Consider the following 14824-nt stretch of genomic DNA (forward strand, 5'->3'; position numbering starts at 1 on the left):
AACGCCATGTCCAACCACCAGATCCTCACCCACGACGCCCATGCCGATCTGCGGGTGCTGGCGCAGCCCGGCGCGGCGCTCGGCGATGCGGTGATGGCCTGCATCACCGTGCCGGCCGAATTTCGCCGCCTCGCCATCGATTATCCCATCCTGTTTCGGCAGGATGAAGCCACCGGGGCCTTTTCGGCGCTGGTGCTGATGGGCTTTGAACCGGGCGAGAATCTCTTTCTTGATGGCGACCGTTGGGATGCCACCAACCGCCCGCTGGCGCTGGCGGTGCAGCCGTTCCTGGTTGGCCGCAGCCGGACGAGCGACGGGCCGGGGCAGGTGCATATCGATATGGACCACCCCCGCATTTCCCGGAATGGCGAGGGCATCAAATTGTTCGAGCCGGGCGGCCAGCCGACGCCTTATCTCGAACAGATTGCCGACATGCTGGGCGCGCTCGACGCTGGCTACCGCGCCAGTGGTGACTATTTCGCCGCGCTCATCCGTTATGACCTGATCGAACCCTTTTCGATGGACGTGACCCTGGAGAGTGGCGCCATGCATCGGCTGGTGGGCTATCACCTGGTAAACGAGGAAAAACTGGCGGCGCTGGAGCCGGGCGCGCTGGCCGAACTTCACGCCGAAGGCCATCTGCTCCCTACCTACATGGCGCTGGCATCGCTGGGCAATCTGGCGCGACTGGTGGGCGCCAAGAACCGGCGGGATCATGGCTGACGCTGCGCTGCTGGAGCGGCTGCCGCGCGTGGCCGAGGAGAAAATGGCGCCGGATGCGCTGGCGCAGCGCGTCACTTGTGCCACCGGGCCGTTCGTGGTGCGCGGGCTGGCGGCGGATTGGCCGCTGGTGGAGGCGGGCCGCAGGGGCGCCGGTGTCGCGCGGGACTGGCTGGCGGCCCATGCCCGCAACCGCGCCTTTCCGGCCAGCATCGGGGCTGATGATCGCCTGTTCTATGATGCGGCGATGGCGATGAACTTTCGCATGGAGATGGCCCCGCTGCCGCAGTGGCTGGCGGCGATGGCGGCGGCCGAAACCGATCCCGCAGCGCCCACCGTCTATCTGTCCTCCATCGACATGGGCGATTATTTCACCGGCCTCGCCGAAAGCCACGCCCTGCCCCTGGGCGCGCGCCAGCCGATCGCCAGCATCTGGATCGGCAACCGCACCTGCATTGCCGCCCACAACGACATTCCCGAAAATATCGCCGTCTGCGCCGTCGGGCGCCGCCGCTTCACCCTCTTCCCGCCCGATCAGTTCGCCAATCTCTATCTGGGCCCGCTGGAAAATACCCCGGCCGGCCGCCAGGTCAGCATGGTTGACGTGCGGGCGCCCGATCTGGCGCGCTACCCGCGTTTTGCCGAGGCGTTGCGCCACGCGCAGGTGGCGGAACTGGAGCCGGGCGATGCGATTTTCGTGCCGTCGCTGTGGTGGCATCATGTTGAAGGCTTGGCGGCCTTCAATGTGCTGATCAACTTCTGGTGGCGCGATGTGCCGCGCTGGCTTGGCAATCCCGAAGATGCCCTGCTGCATGCCATCCTGGCCGTGCGCGACCTGCCGCCGCAGCAGCGCGCGCAGTGGCAGGCCTTGTTTGATCATCATGTGTTTGCCGCGGATGATATGGTCACCGCCCATCTGCCTGACGGCGCCCGCGGAATATTGGCGCCGCTGGACGCCACCACCGCCGGCCAGATCAAGGCCCGTTTGTTGAGAGGATTGTCGCGATGAATGCCAAGCCACTGAGGGTCGTGGTTGCAGGTGGCGGCACGGGCGGCTGGATGGCCGCCGCGGCGCTGGCGCACACGCTGGGGCCGGTGATCGATCTGACCCTGGTGGAATCCGATGCCATCGGCACCATCGGCGTGGGCGAAAGCACCATTCCGCCGATCGTGCTGTTCAATCGTCTGCTCGGCATCAATGAAGCCGAGTTCATGCGCGCCACCCAGGCCACCTTCAAGCTGGGCATCATGTTCGAAAACTGGCGTGATGTGGGCCATAAATATTTCCACAGCTTTGGCAGCACCGGCAAGGATCACTGGTCGGCCGGCTTCCAGCATTTCTGGCTGCATGGGCAAACGCAGGGCCACGACGCGCCCTATGATGATTATGCGCTGGAACTGCAGGCGGCAATGCAATCGAAGTTTGCCCATCTGCCCGATGACCGGCTGAACTATGCCTATCAGCTCGACAGCGCCCTTTATGCCGCCTTCCTGCGCAAGCGCGCCGAGGCTGGCGGGGCAAGGCGCATCGAAGGCCGCATCAGCGCCGTCGAACTGGATGGCGAGAGCGGCGACATCGCCGCGCTTTGCCTTGATGGTGATCGCCGCATCGAAGGCGATCTGTTCATCGATTGCACCGGTTTCCGCGCCCTGCTGATCGAAGGCGCACTGCACGCCGGCTTTGATGACTGGACCAACTGGCTGCCCTGCGACAGCGCCATCGCCATCCAGACGGCAAGCGTGCGCCCTGCCGTGCCCTATACCCGCGCCATCGCCCATGATGCCGGCTGGCAGTGGCGCATCCCGCTGCAGCACCGGCAAGGCAATGGCATCGTCTATTGCAGCCGCTATCTGAGCCAGGAGGCCGCGCAGGAACGCCTGTTCGCCACCATCGAGGGCGAGAAGCTGGTGAAGCCCAACATCATCAGTTACCGCACAGGGGTGCGCCGCAAGCAGTGGCACCGCAATTGCGTCGCGGTCGGCCTGTCTGGCGGATTCATGGAGCCGCTGGAATCGACCTCCATCCACCTGATCCAGCGCGCCGTGCTGCGCATCTGCCGCATGCTGCCCGCCGGCAAGGTGAGCGAGCGCGACCGCGCCGAATTCAACGAGCAGATGTTCACCGACATGGAGCAGATCCGCGATTTCCTGATCCTGCACTACAAGGTGACCCAGCGCCGCGACAGCCCGTTCTGGCGCCAGATGGCGAGCATGGAAATCCCCGACAGCCTTGCCCACAAGATCGAACTGTTCCGCGAAACGGCTCGCGTCTTCCGCAAGAATGAAGAGCTTTTCGTGGAAAACAGCTGGGTGCAGGTGATGATGGGGCAGGGGATCGTGCCGCAGAGCCATCACCCCGTCGCGGCCAAGCTGCGCCCGGAAGAGCTGAAGGCCTTCCTGGGTGGCCTGCGCGACAGCGTGACAAAAACGGTGGCCGGCCTGCCTGACCATCACGCCTATGTCGCGCGCTATTGCGGTGCTACCGATGCGGCGGCGCAGGCGCATAAAGCCGCGTGAAGAGAGGCAGTTGAAGCATGGCAAGACGTCGCCAGGCCGTGACGATCCGGCATGTCGCCGCCGAGGCAGACGTGTCGTTGCAGACCGTCAGCCGTGTCATCAACAACGAGCCCAATGTGCGCCCCGAAACCAAGGAGCGCGTGCAGGCCGCCATCGACCGGCTGGGCTATGTGCCGTCCATCGCGGCCCAGCGCATGAGCGGCTCGCGATCCTATCTCATTCTCGCCATCAACGATCGGGATCGCACCATCGCCGATTGGCAGGCGCGGCAGGGCACTGACTGGGTTGACCAGATGCTGCTGGGCGGCATGCTGAAATGTGCCGAGCACGGCTATCGCATGATCTTTGAACTGGTCGACACGCACAGCGATCATGTCGAACGCGAACTGGCCGGTGCGATCGCCGCGCTGCAGCCCGACGGCATCATCCTGACCCCGCCGCACAGCGACAATCCGCAGATCGTTGCCTTCCTTGCCGAACAGGACATGCCGTTCGTCCGCATCGGATCCAAGCAACGTCAAGCTGGCATTCCGGTCTCGATGGACGATGAAGGCTCGGCCCGCACCGCGACGCGCCACCTGATCGATCATGGCCACAGCAGGATCGGCTTCATCGCCGGTTCGAGCGAATATGAACTGAGCGGCTGGCGCGTCGATGGCTGGCGCGCCGCGATGGCCGAAGCCGGGCTGGCGACCGATGGTCTGCTCGATGCCGGGGATTTCTCCTATGATTCTGGCCGGACGGCGGCGCTGCGCCTGCTTGATCCGCCGCAGCGGCCGACCGCCATCATCGCCAGCAATGATCAGATGGCGATCGCCACACTGGACGTGGCGCGCGCGTTGGGGTTGGCCGTGCCGGACGATCTGTCGATCATCAGTTTCGACAATACGCCCGTTGTCCAGTTCGCCCAGCCGCCGCTGACCGCCATCGATCAGTCGATTGCCGCCACGGCGTCCACCGCGGTCGAGCTGATCATTGCTTCGCTGAAGGGCGATCCGCTGCCGGAAACGCTGACCGTGGTGACATCCCGCCTGATCGAACGGTCATCGGTGGCCCGGCGTGGCTGACGCGGTCGCGCCGCGCCGCTTCCTGCTGCTCTATGCACTGGCCTGGGCGGGCGCGGCGATTGCCTATGTGCCGTTCCTGACCATCCTGTTGCCGGTGAAGGTCGAAGGCCTGGCGGGCACAAGCGTGGGCGTCGACTGGCTGGCCTGGCTCAGTTTTGGCGGGGCGATGGCGGCCAGTGCCGGCCATCTCCTGTTTGGCTGGCTCAGTGACCTGAGCGGCCGGCGGCGGCCATGGATTGCCGCCGGATTGTTGCTGTCGTGCCTGCTGCTGCTGGCGATGGGGCAGGCAAACAGCCTCGACATGCTGCTGGTGCTGATCGTTGCCTGGCAATTGGCGCTCAACATGATGATGGCGCCGCTGGCAGCGCTGGCCGGGGACCATGTGCCCGACGACCAGAAGGGCTTGCTCGGCGGGCTGCTGGCGTTCGCGCCGGGCCTGGGTGCGCTGTCGGGCGCGCTGGTCACCTGGCCGGATCTGATGTCGCCGCAGGGCCGGCTGGCGCTGGTGGCGGCGCTGGTGGCCGGCACGGTGCTGCCGATCCTGTTGTTGCCGCTGCCGGGGCGAACCGATCCGGCGCCGCTGGCCAAGCCCGCGCCGCCACTGCACCCTGCCGCCACAGTGCGCCGGATGTGGCTGGCCCGTCTGGCCCTGCAGATCGCCGAAGCGACCCTGTTTGCCTATCTCTATTTCTGGTTCGTGGCGGTCGATGCCGACATGACCGACAATCGTGTCGCTGGGGTGTTTGCTGCCGCGCTGGTGGTCTCGGCACCTGTGACGCTGGCAGCCGGACGCTGGGCCGATCGGCATGGCCAGCCGTTCCGGCCGCTGGTGCTGGCGGCCCTTGGCGCGTTCGTCGGGCTGGTCGCGATGGCGCTGGCGCAGGGACTGGTGGCAGCAGCGGCGGCTTTTGCGCTGTTTTCGCTGGCCTCGGCAGTGTTTCTGGCGCTGCACAGCGCCCAGACGCTGCGTGTGCTGCCACGGCCGGACCGGCGCGGACGTGACCTTGGCCTGTTCAATCTCACCAACACCATCCCGTCGCTGATCATGCCGTGGATCACCGTTGGCCTGGTGCCGCGCTTCGGTTTTTCCGGGCTGTTCGCGGCGCTTGCGGTCTTGTGCCTGACGAGTGCTCTTGTGCTGGCCAGCCTGTCGCGCCGGGACTGACGGGACAGGCGAACGGCAGCCTCTTGATTTCGCTTTGCATCCGTGAAATGGTGAGAACGTTCACAACATCTCACGATGTTGGTGAAGGCAGTGCGAACACGTGCTGCTTGCGAGTGGAACCGGGTGCCGATGGCACCCATCCCGCCAGCATCTGGCAACAGGGTGCAGCGGGAGCCGGGGCAGGGGATGGCAATGAAGAAGGCGCGCTGGCTGATGGGCCTGATCGTGCTGGCAGTGGCAGTACCACAGGCCGCACAAGCCGATCCGCAGGCGTGGCCTGCCACGCGCAGCCCGGCCGCGCTCACCGATCCGGCCACCGAAGCGCGCATCACCGCCCTCATCCAGCGGATGACGCTGCGCCAGAAGGTCGGCCAGCTGATTCAGGCCGATATCACCGCCATCCAGCCGAGCGATCTCAAGCGCTATCCGCTGGGTTCGATCCTCGCCGGCGGCAATGGCGGCCCTTATGGCAATGAACGCGCCGATGCCGCGACCTGGGTGAAGCTGGTCAGCGAATTTCGCGCCATGTCGCGCCGGTCGGGTGCCGGCATCCCGATCCTGTTTGGCGTCGATGCCGTGCACGGCCACAGCAATCTGCCAGGGGCGACCATCTTCCCGCACAATATCGGCCTGGGCGCTGCCCATGATCCCGAATTGCTGCAACGCATTGGTGCCGTGACCGCCGCCGAACTGTCGGGCAGCGGCATCGACTGGACGTTCGCGCCCACGCTCGCTGTGCCGCAGGATCTGCGCTGGGGTCGCAGCTATGAAGGCTATTCGGCGCAGCCGTCGCTGATCGCGGCCTATGCCCGGGCGCTCACGCTTGGCCTGCAGGGGCCGCTCCAGGCCGGCACGCCGCTGCCGGCCAACAAGGTGGCTGCCACGGCCAAGCATTTCGTTGCCGATGGCGGCACCGAAGGCGGCAAGGATCAGGGCGATGCCCGCATCAGCGAAGCCGAACTGGTCGCCGTGCATGCGGCTGGTTATGCGCCGGCGGTGGAAAGTGGCGTTCTGGCCGTGATGGCCAGTTTCTCCAGCTGGAACGGCGCCAAGGCGCACGGCAACCAGTATCTGCTCACCGATGTCCTCAAGGGGCGCATGGGTTTCGAAGGCCTGGTGGTGGGGGATTGGAATGGCCACGGCCAGATCCCCGGCTGCACGCCCACCGATTGCCCGCACACCATCAATGCCGGGCTCGACCTGGTGATGGCGCCCGACAGTTGGAAGGGCCTGTTCGACAGCACGCTGCGCCACGCCCGCCGCGGCACCATCAAGCCGGCCCGCATCGATGATGCCGTGCGCCGCGTGCTGCGCGTGAAGGCGCAGCTGGGCCTGCTCGACGCCGCGCCGATGGAGCGTGGTGACCCGTCGCGCATCGGCGTGCCGGATCATCTCGAAGTTGCCCGCGAAGCCGTGGCCAAATCTTTGGTGCTGCTGAAGAACAATGATGGCGTGCTGCCGGTTCGGCCCGGCGCGCGCGTGCTGATTGCTGGCCCCGGTGCCGACAATATGGCGATGCAGAGCGGCGGCTGGACGGTGACCTGGCAGGGCACCGACACCAGCGCGGCGGATTTCCCCAAGGGCCAGACCATTGGTCGTGCGATCGCCGCCGCCGTGCGCGACGCTGGCGGCGAAGCGGTGATTGCCAGCGATGGCGCCGCACCCGGCAAGCCCGATGTGGCCATCGTGGTGTTTGGTGAGCAGCCTTATGCCGAATTCCAGGGCGATGTGCCCGATCTGGCCTTCCGGACGCTGGCCGGCGAGGCCGAGCTGATTGCCCGGTTGAAGGCGCAGGGCACCAAAGTGGTTTCCGTCTTCCTGTCGGGGCGGCCGCTGTTCGTGCCGAAACTGATCAATGCCTCTGATGCCTTTGTCGCGGCCTGGCTGCCGGGTTCGCAAGGGCAGGGTGTGGCCGATGTGCTGGTGGCGCGCCGCGACGGCACGCCGGCCCGCGATTTCACCGGCCGCTTGCCCTTTGCCTGGCCGGCTGACGCCCGCTCGCCGGTGGCCTCGCCTGTGCTGCCGGTGGGCCATGGTTTGAATTACCGCACCGCTGTCACTGTTGGCAGCCTCAGCGAGGATCCGAAAATGGATCTGGCGGCGGTGGCCAGCGAAGACAGTTACATGCTGCGCGGCAAGATCCTCGATCCCTGGCGCCTGGGTGTGGATAGCGTCGTGACCGCCCGCGCCGTCGATATTTCGGCCCAGGAAGATGCGCGCCAGTTCCGCTGGACAGCGCCCGGCGCCATTGCCATCGATGGTCCGCCGGTCAGCCTGTCCCGCCAGGGCACCGGCGGCTTTGCCCTGCAGCTGGATTGGCGCATCGATGCGCTGGCCACGGGCCCGGTGCGGCTCAGCCTGGGCGGCGCGACGCTTGATATCAGCGCTGCGCTGCGCGCCTTGCCGCAAGGGCAACCGGCCAAGCTGGAGATTCCGCTGGCCTGTTTTGCGGCGGCCGGGGCCGATCTTGCGCATGTTGGCACACCGCTGCGCTTGGCAGCACCGCGTGGATTTGCCATGAGTTTGCGCACGGCCCGTCTAAGCCAACCCTTGCCGCTTCCGGCCTGCCCGCCAGCAGCGCCCTGATCTGATCGGAACCTGCCATGGCCGCACCCTCTGTCACTGCTGATCGCCCGGTGGCCGGCCATGTCGAAGCGCCGCGCCTGCAGGTCTTCGTGCTGGCGCTGTTCTTCATCTTCGGCGGCATCACCAGCCTGAACGACGTCATCATTCCCAAGCTGAAGGAGCTTTTCACCCTCAGCTACACCCAGGCCATGCTGGTGCAGGTATGCTTTTTCGCCGCCTATGCCGTGATCGGCATTCCGGCAGCGAAACTGGTCAAGCGCGTCGGCTACATGCGCGGCGCGGTGACCGGGCTGGCGCTGATGATGATCGGCTGCCTGATGTTCATTCCGGCCAGCAGCACCGCCACCTATGGCCTGTTCCTTGCCGCTCTGTTCGTGCTGGCCAGCGGCGTGGTGATCGTGCAAGTGGTCGCCAACCCGTTGATTTCCATGCTCGGCAAGCCGGAAACCACGCACAGCCGGCTGACCTTCGCGCAGGCCTTCAACTCGCTGGGCACGACGATCTTTCCCTATTTCGGCGCCATCCTGATCCTGGGGGCGCTGGCCAGCCAGTCGGCGGGCGAATTGTCGGGCGCAGCGCTGGATGCCTATCGCACCGCCGGCAGCCAGGCCATTGTCAACGGCTATCTCGGCTTGGCCGTGGCGCTGGCAGTGGTCGCCGGTGTCGTCTGGCTCTTCCGCAATGCCCTGCCGGCCGAACAGCATGAAGCCAGCGCTGGCCTCGCCGGGCTCGATCTGCTCGGCCAGCGTCGTTTCGGCTTCGGCGCGCTGTGCATCTTCCTTTATGTTGGCGCCGAAGTGTCGATCGGCTCGCTGATCGTTTCCTATCTTGGTCAGGCGCAGGTGATGGGCCTGGCCGAACAACAGGCCGGCAAGCTGATTGGCCTCTATTGGGGCGGTGCCATGGTGGGCCGCTTCATCGGTTCGGCGCTGCTGCGACTGGTGGCGCCGGGCCGCTTGCTGGCGCTGGTCGCGGTCGGGGCCATGGTGCTGATCACGATATCCACCCAGACGACGGGTGATGTGTCGGGCTACAGCCTGCTGGCCATCGGGCTGATGAATGCCATCATGTTCCCCACCATCTTCAGCCTGGCTTGCGAAGGCCTTGGCGCACGTGCCGCCGATGGTTCGGGGATCATCAATGTCGCCATTGTCGGCGGCGCGGTGGTGCCGCTGCTCACCGGCATGCTGGTCGATGCCAGCGGCAGCCTCGCGCTGGGCCTGGCCTTGCCGGCCGCCTGCTATGGCGTGATTGCCTGTTTTGGCTGGTTCACGGCCGAACAGCCGGCCTGAAGCTCAGCCCAGCGCCCGCCAGCCGACATAAAGGGCAGTCAGGATCACCATCGCGGCAAACAGCCGGCGCGCCAGCAGGGCATGGCCGGCCAGTTTCGGTGCCAGCTGCCGCGCCGCCAGCACGCCGATCAGGCCGCCGGCCAGCATCGCCAGCAGGGCAGGGACGTCGACCCGCCCCGAGGCTGCATAGGTTGCCGAGGTGGCGAGACCGAAGATCAGCACCGACACCAGCGACGAGGCCGCGGCATTGGCCAGCGTCATCCCCGTCGCCGCCATCAGGCCGGGCACGATCAGGAAGCCGCCGCCAATGCCGAAAAAGCCGGCAGCCAGCCCGACCGCCAGCCCGGCCGGCACCAGTTTCAGCGTCATCGCCGCATCCAGCCGCACGGCCGGATCGCCTGCATCACGCGGTGGTCGCAGCATGGCGAAACCCACCGCCAGCATCGCCAGCGCAAAGCCGCCGAGCAGCGCCGTGCCGTCCACACGCTGGGCCAGCGCTGCGCCGGCCAGGGAGCCGGCGAGGCCTGCCCCGGCAAAGCTGAGCGCACAGGGCCATTTCACCGTGCCGGCCCGTGCCTGCAGTGCCAGATTGGCGCCGGCATTCAACGCGACCGCCGCTGCCCCCGTGCCAATCGCCACATGCGCATCGGCTATGCCCACGGCATAGAGCAGCCATGGCGTGGCCAGCACCGAACCGCCGCCGCCAAAGAGGCCGAGCAGCAGGGCGATGATGGCTCCGCCGAGGGCGGCGAGCAGCATTTCCGTCATCGGATCACGCCGTACGCCGGTTCCACGGCATCATGCCAAGCAACTGGGCCATGCCGCACCAGCCGGTCAGACCGGCAAAGCTGAGGCCCGCGCCGACGAAGCCGGCCAGCGCGATCCACGGTGGCGCCACGAAGATGCTGAGCAGCACGCCGGTCAGCACCAGCAGGCCGGCGGCAATCTGCACCTGGCGCATGATCGGGATCGCCTGTGTCGCTTCGCTGCCAGCAATCGGCAGGCCAGCCCGGGCCCAGGCGTCAACACCGCCTTCCAGCACGAAGGCGCGGCCACCCGGAACCCGGGCCAGCAAGCGCCCGGCGTTGCTGCTGGTGCGCCGCCCGGTCTGGCAGGTGAAGATCAGGCTGCTGTCCATGCCGCAGGCCAGCGGACCGGAATCGGGCAGGCTCAAGGGCAGCGACAGGGCGCCGGGGATGTGGCGACCGGCAAATTCCCCGGCTTCGCGCACATCGACAAGCAGGGCATGGCCGGCATCGACCAGCGTTGCCGCTTCAGAGGGTGACAAGCTTTTCAACATGGTTCGTCTCCAGAATGTCGGCCGGTGGGGGGCAGTAGATGCCGGCCAGGGTGGTGATCACGGCTTTCACCGCCGGATTGGCGAGGCGATAGAAAATCGCCTGGCCTTCGCGACGGGTGGCAACCAGCCCTTCGGTGCGCAGCATCGCCAGATGCTGCGACAGCGCCGATTGCGACAGGCGGGTGGCAAACTGGCCGGCCTGCATTTCGCCATCGACCAACTGGCACAGCACCAGCAGCCGGCTATCATGCGCCATCGCCTTCAAAAGGCGCGCCGCAGCCCCTGCAGATTGTTCGAATTTGGCAAGGTCGGTCGGGATCATGGGTCGAAATATATCAGTTGAATCTAAATTAGCAAGTGATAATATAAGTTGATAGGAGACTCGCATGAACACCATCGCCAATCACCCTGATATCACCCCCTTCTTTGATCCTGCCACCAACAGCTGGACCTATCTGGTGGCCGATCCGGCCACGGGCCATGCTGTCATCATCGATGCCGTGCTGGATTATGAGCCCAAGGGGGCTGTGGTTTCCCACGCCGGGTTGGATCGGTTGCTCGCCACGGTGCAGCAGCGCCAGCTGCAACTGAAATATGTGATGGAAACCCACGTGCACGCCGATCACCTGGCCGGCGGCCACTGGCTGCGCGACAAGACGGGCGCGCCGCTGGTGATCGGCGCGCGCATTGGCGATGTGCAGCGCGAATTTGCGCCGCGCTTTGCCATGGATGATCTGGCTACCGATGGCCGCCAGTTCGACATGCTGGTGGAGGAGGGCGCCACCCTGCCGCTCGGCAATCTCACCATCCGCGTGCTGCACACGCCGGGCCACACGCCGGCCTGCGTCACCTATCTGATAGGCGATGCGGCCTTTGTGGGTGATACGATGTTCATGCCGGACTATGGCACCGCGCGCTGTGATTTTCCGGGCGGCGACGCCGCGACGCTGCATGCCTCCATCCAGAAGCTCCTGGCGCTGCCGCCGGAAACCCGGATCTTCGTGGGCCATGATTATCTGCCGGCCGGGCGCAGCGATTTTGCCTGCGAAACCACGGTGGCCGCGCAGAAGGCCGGCAATGTGCATGTGCATGATGGCGTGGAAGCCGCCGATTTCATCGCCATGCGCCGCGCCCGCGACGCCACCCTGGCGCCGCCGCTGCTGATCCTGCCCAGCCTGCAGGTGAATATCGCTGCTGGCGAACTGCCGTCCGCCGATGCCAAGGGCCGCCGGTTCCTGCGGCTGCCGTTGCGGGTGATTTGATCAGGATCAACGTCGATTGGCCTGCTCGGTGCCATGTTGTTCGGGCAACAATGAAAGGGAATCCGACATGCGCAACGAAGGCACGATTGATCGCGTTCTGCGGACCGGGCTGGGCATTGCCCTGATCGCCATGGTGTTCGTTGGTCCGCAAACACCATGGGGTTGGCTGGGGCTGGTGCCGCTGGTCACCGGGCTGGTTGGTTTCTGCCCGCTTTATCGACTGGTCGGGGTCAACACCTGCAAGCTGTAGCGATTGCGGCCGGCACGGTTATGCTGCGGCCATGATTCGCCGCGCTCTTCTTGCCGCCGCCCTGTTGGGGCTGGCCCTTCCCACCCTTGCACAAGAGGTGCCAGCCCCGCCGCCGCCGCCGCCCGCTGCACCCGAGCCGGCGACGGTGAAGGTGGTGATGACCACCGAACTGGGGCCCATCACCATCGCGCTGGAAACCGAACGCGCACCGGTGACCGCGGGCTATATCCTCAAGCATGTCGATGAAAGGCGGCTGGATGGCAGTGCCTTCTATCGCGCCTACAAGGTGGTGCCCGATGGCAGCATCGGCCTGGTGCAGGCCGGCATCCAGGATGGCCGCAAGCTGCTGCCACCGGTGGCGCACGAACCGACAACCGCCACGGGCCTCACCCATGATGAAGGCGCTGTCAGCCTGGCCCGCGCGGCGCCTGGCACGGCGCAGGCGCAATTTTTCTTCATCCTGGGCAATCTGAAGGGGCTGGATGCCAATCCGGCTGGGCCGGGCGACAATCTCGGTTTTGCCGTGTTCGGCCGGGTGACCGAAGGCCTGGACGTGGTGCGCAGGATCCTGAACGTGCCGATCTCTGCCACCAAGGGCGAAGGTGTGATGAAGGGCCAGATGATCGAGACGCCGGTGAAGATCATCAGCGTGAACCGGCTGATTCCGCTGCCGAAACCGCCAGCCAAACCTGTTGTGAAGCCGCCGGCGAAGAAGCCGCCGCCAAAGCGCCGCTGATCAGCTGTACGGCGGCACCAGCCAGCCCTTGGGCGAGGCCGTGAAGATTTCGCAGCCGGTTTCGGTGATCCCGATACTATGTTCGAACTGCGCCGACAGCGAGCGGTCGCGTGTCACGGCCGTCCAGCCATCGTCCAGAACCTTCACGGCCGGGCCGCCGGCGTTGATCATCGGTTCGATGGTGAAGAACATGCCAGGCTTCAGCACCACCCCGCGACCCGGCTTGCCGACATGCACTACATTGGGTGCGGTGTGGAAATCCTGGCCCAGCCCGTGCCCGCAGAAATCGCGCACCACCGAAAAGCGGTTGCGTTCGGCATGGGTCTGGATGGCGTGGCCCACGTCGCCCAGCGTCTTGCCGGGCTTCGCCTGTTCAATACCCAGCATCAGGCATTCATAGGTGACATCAACCAGCTTGCGCGCCTTCAGCGGCACATCGCCAACCAGAAACATGCGGCTGGTGTCGCCATACCAGCCGTCCACCACCACGGTGACATCGATATTGATGATGTCGCCGCTCTTCAGCTTCTTGGGGCCGGGAATGCCGTGGCACACGACATGATTGACGCTGGTGCACAGCGAATGGGAATAGCCGCGATAGAACACCGTCGCCGAAGCCGCGCCGGCAGCACGCACGAACTCCCACGCCATCGTATCGAGCTCGATAGTGGCGACTTCGGGCAGCACGTGCGGGGTGAGATGGTCCAGCACCTCGGCCGCCAGCCGGCCGGCCTTGCGCATGCCTTCAAAGGCCGCAGCCCCGTGCAGGCGCAACTGGCCCTCGTGCGGGTCCATTACCGTGGTATACAGCGCTTGCGTCATCCTTTCGCACATAGGGATTTGGACCGGCAAAGTCCATCTTCGCCATGGTCACGGCCGCCCGCCTGCGCTAAGTCGCCAGTCATGAGCGACAGCAGCCGCATTTACACCGCCGCCCTGGTGATCATCGGGGACGAGATCCTCTCGGGCCGCACCCAGGATGCCAACGCCGCCTATCTGGCGAAATGGCTGGGCGTGCAGGGTATCCGCCTGAAGGAAGTGCGTGTGGTCGCCGACGAGATGGACGCCATCGCCGAAGCCATCAACGCCCTGCGCATAAAGCACGACTATCTTTTCACCACTGGCGGTATCGGCCCGACGCACGATGATATCACCGTGGACGCCATCGCTGCCGCGCTGGGCGTTGAAGTGATCGTGCACCCCGATGCCCGCGCCATATTGGCCGCGCATTATGGTGATCAGCTCACCGATGCTCGCCTGCGCATGGCCCGCACCCCGGCTGGCGCCAGCCTGATCGAAAATCCGCGCACCAAGGCGCCGGGCATCCGCGTGGAAAATATCTTCATCATGGCCGGCGTGCCGATGATCACCCAGGGCATGCTGGCCTGGCTGGATGGCAAACTGCCCGGTGGCGCGCCCGTGCTGTCACGCACGGTTGGTGCCTGGACTCAGGAAAGCAAGGCCGCCGACATCCTGAAGCGCACCGAGAAGGACAATCCCGGCGTGCAGATCGGTTCCTATCCGTTCTGGCGCGAAGGCAAGACCGGCGCCAATTTCGTCATGCGCTCGACCAGCGAAGCGCAACTGGCAGAGGTGGCGCAAAGCCTGATGGCGGCGTTGGCGGAAGCTGGTATCACCCCGGTTGACGGAGAGCTGTGATGGCGATTTTCCGCTGGGTTTTCGTGGCGGCGATCGCCGTGATCTTCATCCTGCTGGCGGTGTCCAACTGGACGCTGGTGGATTTCATCCTGCCGGATGGCACGCCCACGGCAGTGCCATTGCCGCTGCTGCTGGGCGGCGCCTTCCTGGCGGGCGTGATCCCCACCTGGGCGTGGCACGTCCTGTTGCGCCCGCTGGCCGAAAGCCGCCGGGTTCGTCCGCCCCGGGGCGAGCAGACACAGATTGCCTCTCCTTCCAGCGGAGCCTGAT

General features: G+C 65.8%; 16 protein-coding genes. 12 read left to right on the forward strand and 4 right to left on the reverse strand.

Going from position 1 to position 14824, the window contains the following annotated elements; genetic code table 11:
* Positions 1–6: 6 nt before the first annotated feature.
* The 7 genes from D619_RS0114685 to D619_RS0114715 all read left to right on the forward strand — a co-directional run bounded on the left by D619_RS0114685 (position 7) and on the right by D619_RS0114715 (position 9347).
* On the forward strand, positions 7–723 hold the full coding sequence (locus D619_RS0114685; protein ID WP_017669363.1) for a SapC family protein: 717 nt from the start codon (positions 7–9) through the stop codon (positions 721–723).
* Positions 716–1729, forward strand: coding sequence for a cupin-like domain-containing protein (locus D619_RS0114690; RefSeq protein ID WP_017669364.1), 1014 nt, complete (start codon positions 716–718; stop codon positions 1727–1729). Before D619_RS0114685 ends, D619_RS0114690 begins: the two co-directional genes overlap by 8 nt.
* Positions 1726–3237, forward strand: a complete 1512-nt coding sequence (locus tag D619_RS0114695) for a tryptophan halogenase family protein (protein WP_017669365.1) — start codon at positions 1726–1728, stop codon at positions 3235–3237. Before D619_RS0114690 ends, D619_RS0114695 begins: the two co-directional genes overlap by 4 nt.
* Before the next feature lie 17 nt (positions 3238–3254).
* Positions 3255–4304 (forward strand): LacI family DNA-binding transcriptional regulator, encoded by a 1050-nt coding sequence (locus tag D619_RS0114700; RefSeq protein ID WP_026091091.1) that lies wholly within the window; start codon positions 3255–3257, stop codon positions 4302–4304.
* On the forward strand, positions 4297–5469 hold the full coding sequence (locus D619_RS0114705) for an MFS transporter (protein WP_017669367.1): 1173 nt from the start codon (positions 4297–4299) through the stop codon (positions 5467–5469). The genes D619_RS0114700 and D619_RS0114705 overlap by 8 nt, the downstream gene beginning before the upstream one ends.
* A gap of 186 nt (positions 5470–5655) precedes the next feature.
* Positions 5656–8055: a glycoside hydrolase family 3 protein gene (locus D619_RS16910; protein WP_152417482.1), complete on the forward strand. Its 2400-nt coding sequence runs from the start codon at positions 5656–5658 to the stop codon at positions 8053–8055.
* A gap of 17 nt (positions 8056–8072) precedes the next feature.
* The gene (locus tag D619_RS0114715; protein WP_017669369.1) at positions 8073–9347 is read left to right on the forward strand and encodes a sugar MFS transporter; all 1275 of its coding nucleotides are present in this window, start codon (positions 8073–8075) and stop codon (positions 9345–9347) included.
* A gap of 3 nt (positions 9348–9350) precedes the next feature.
* On the opposite strand, the gene D619_RS0114720 is transcribed toward D619_RS0114715, so the two are convergent.
* From D619_RS0114720 to D619_RS0114730, 3 genes are read right to left on the reverse strand one after another with little or no spacing between them, the layout of a single operon-like run.
* Positions 9351–10115 (reverse strand): sulfite exporter TauE/SafE family protein, encoded by a 765-nt coding sequence (locus D619_RS0114720; protein ID WP_017669370.1) that lies wholly within the window; start codon positions 10113–10115, stop codon positions 9351–9353.
* 4 nt (positions 10116–10119) lie between these two features.
* Positions 10120–10647 (reverse strand): rhodanese family protein, encoded by a 528-nt coding sequence (locus D619_RS0114725; protein ID WP_033373749.1) that lies wholly within the window; start codon positions 10645–10647, stop codon positions 10120–10122.
* Complete coding sequence (locus D619_RS0114730) at positions 10622–10969, reverse strand: metalloregulator ArsR/SmtB family transcription factor (protein WP_017669372.1); 348 nt, start codon at positions 10967–10969, stop codon at positions 10622–10624. Before D619_RS0114730 ends, D619_RS0114725 begins: the two co-directional genes overlap by 26 nt.
* A gap of 64 nt (positions 10970–11033) precedes the next feature.
* Between D619_RS0114730 and D619_RS0114735 the strand changes: the two genes are divergently transcribed.
* From D619_RS0114735 to D619_RS0114745, 3 genes are all read left to right on the forward strand, one after another.
* Positions 11034–11909 (forward strand): MBL fold metallo-hydrolase, encoded by an 876-nt coding sequence (locus tag D619_RS0114735; protein ID WP_017669373.1) that lies wholly within the window; start codon positions 11034–11036, stop codon positions 11907–11909.
* Positions 11910–11976: 67 nt separating this feature from the next.
* Positions 11977–12159, forward strand: a complete 183-nt coding sequence (locus D619_RS0114740; RefSeq protein WP_017669374.1) for a DUF2892 domain-containing protein — start codon at positions 11977–11979, stop codon at positions 12157–12159.
* Positions 12160–12190: 31 nt separating this feature from the next.
* Positions 12191–12895, forward strand: coding sequence for a peptidylprolyl isomerase (locus D619_RS0114745; protein ID WP_017669375.1), 705 nt, complete (start codon positions 12191–12193; stop codon positions 12893–12895).
* Here the strand turns inward: D619_RS0114745 and map are convergent, their stop codons facing one another.
* Entirely contained in the window at positions 12896–13717 is an 822-nt protein-coding gene (map, locus tag D619_RS0114750; protein WP_017669376.1) for a type I methionyl aminopeptidase, read from the reverse strand.
* An 81-nt stretch (positions 13718–13798) separates the two neighbouring features.
* Between map and D619_RS0114755 the strand changes: the two genes are divergently transcribed.
* Positions 13799–14554, forward strand: a complete 756-nt coding sequence (locus tag D619_RS0114755; protein ID WP_017669377.1) for a molybdopterin-binding protein — start codon at positions 13799–13801, stop codon at positions 14552–14554.
* Positions 14554–14823 (forward strand): hypothetical protein, encoded by a 270-nt coding sequence (locus D619_RS16915; RefSeq protein WP_017669378.1) that lies wholly within the window; start codon positions 14554–14556, stop codon positions 14821–14823. Before D619_RS0114755 ends, D619_RS16915 begins: the two co-directional genes overlap by 1 nt.
* Position 14824: the final 1 nt, after the last annotated feature.

It is taken from the genome of Sandarakinorhabdus sp. AAP62 (assembly GCF_000331225.1).
In the GTDB taxonomy this organism is placed as follows: Bacteria; Pseudomonadota; Alphaproteobacteria; order Sphingomonadales; family Sphingomonadaceae; genus Sandarakinorhabdus.

Coding starts and splice junctions, on each gene's coding strand:
- D619_RS0114685 (WP_017669363.1), top strand. CDS start 7: ATGTCCAACCACCAGATCCTCACCCACGACGCCCATGCCGATCTGCGG.
- D619_RS0114690 (WP_017669364.1), top strand. CDS start 716: ATGGCTGACGCTGCGCTGCTGGAGCGGCTGCCGCGCGTGGCCGAGGAG.
- D619_RS0114695 (WP_017669365.1), top strand. CDS start 1,726: ATGAATGCCAAGCCACTGAGGGTCGTGGTTGCAGGTGGCGGCACGGGC.
- D619_RS0114700 (WP_026091091.1), top strand. CDS start 3,255: ATGGCAAGACGTCGCCAGGCCGTGACGATCCGGCATGTCGCCGCCGAG.
- D619_RS16910 (WP_152417482.1), top strand. CDS start 5,656: ATGGCAATGAAGAAGGCGCGCTGGCTGATGGGCCTGATCGTGCTGGCA.
- D619_RS0114715 (WP_017669369.1), top strand. CDS start 8,073: ATGGCCGCACCCTCTGTCACTGCTGATCGCCCGGTGGCCGGCCATGTC.
- D619_RS0114720 (WP_017669370.1), bottom strand. CDS start 10,115: ATGACGGAAATGCTGCTCGCCGCCCTCGGCGGAGCCATCATCGCCCTG.
- D619_RS0114725 (WP_033373749.1), bottom strand. CDS start 10,647: ATGTTGAAAAGCTTGTCACCCTCTGAAGCGGCAACGCTGGTCGATGCC.
- D619_RS0114730 (WP_017669372.1), bottom strand. CDS start 10,969: ATGATCCCGACCGACCTTGCCAAATTCGAACAATCTGCAGGGGCTGCG.
- D619_RS0114735 (WP_017669373.1), top strand. CDS start 11,034: ATGAACACCATCGCCAATCACCCTGATATCACCCCCTTCTTTGATCCT.
- D619_RS0114740 (WP_017669374.1), top strand. CDS start 11,977: ATGCGCAACGAAGGCACGATTGATCGCGTTCTGCGGACCGGGCTGGGC.
- D619_RS0114745 (WP_017669375.1), top strand. CDS start 12,191: ATGATTCGCCGCGCTCTTCTTGCCGCCGCCCTGTTGGGGCTGGCCCTT.
- map (WP_017669376.1), bottom strand. CDS start 13,717: ATGACGCAAGCGCTGTATACCACGGTAATGGACCCGCACGAGGGCCAG.
- D619_RS0114755 (WP_017669377.1), top strand. CDS start 13,799: ATGAGCGACAGCAGCCGCATTTACACCGCCGCCCTGGTGATCATCGGG.
- D619_RS16915 (WP_017669378.1), top strand. CDS start 14,554: ATGGCGATTTTCCGCTGGGTTTTCGTGGCGGCGATCGCCGTGATCTTC.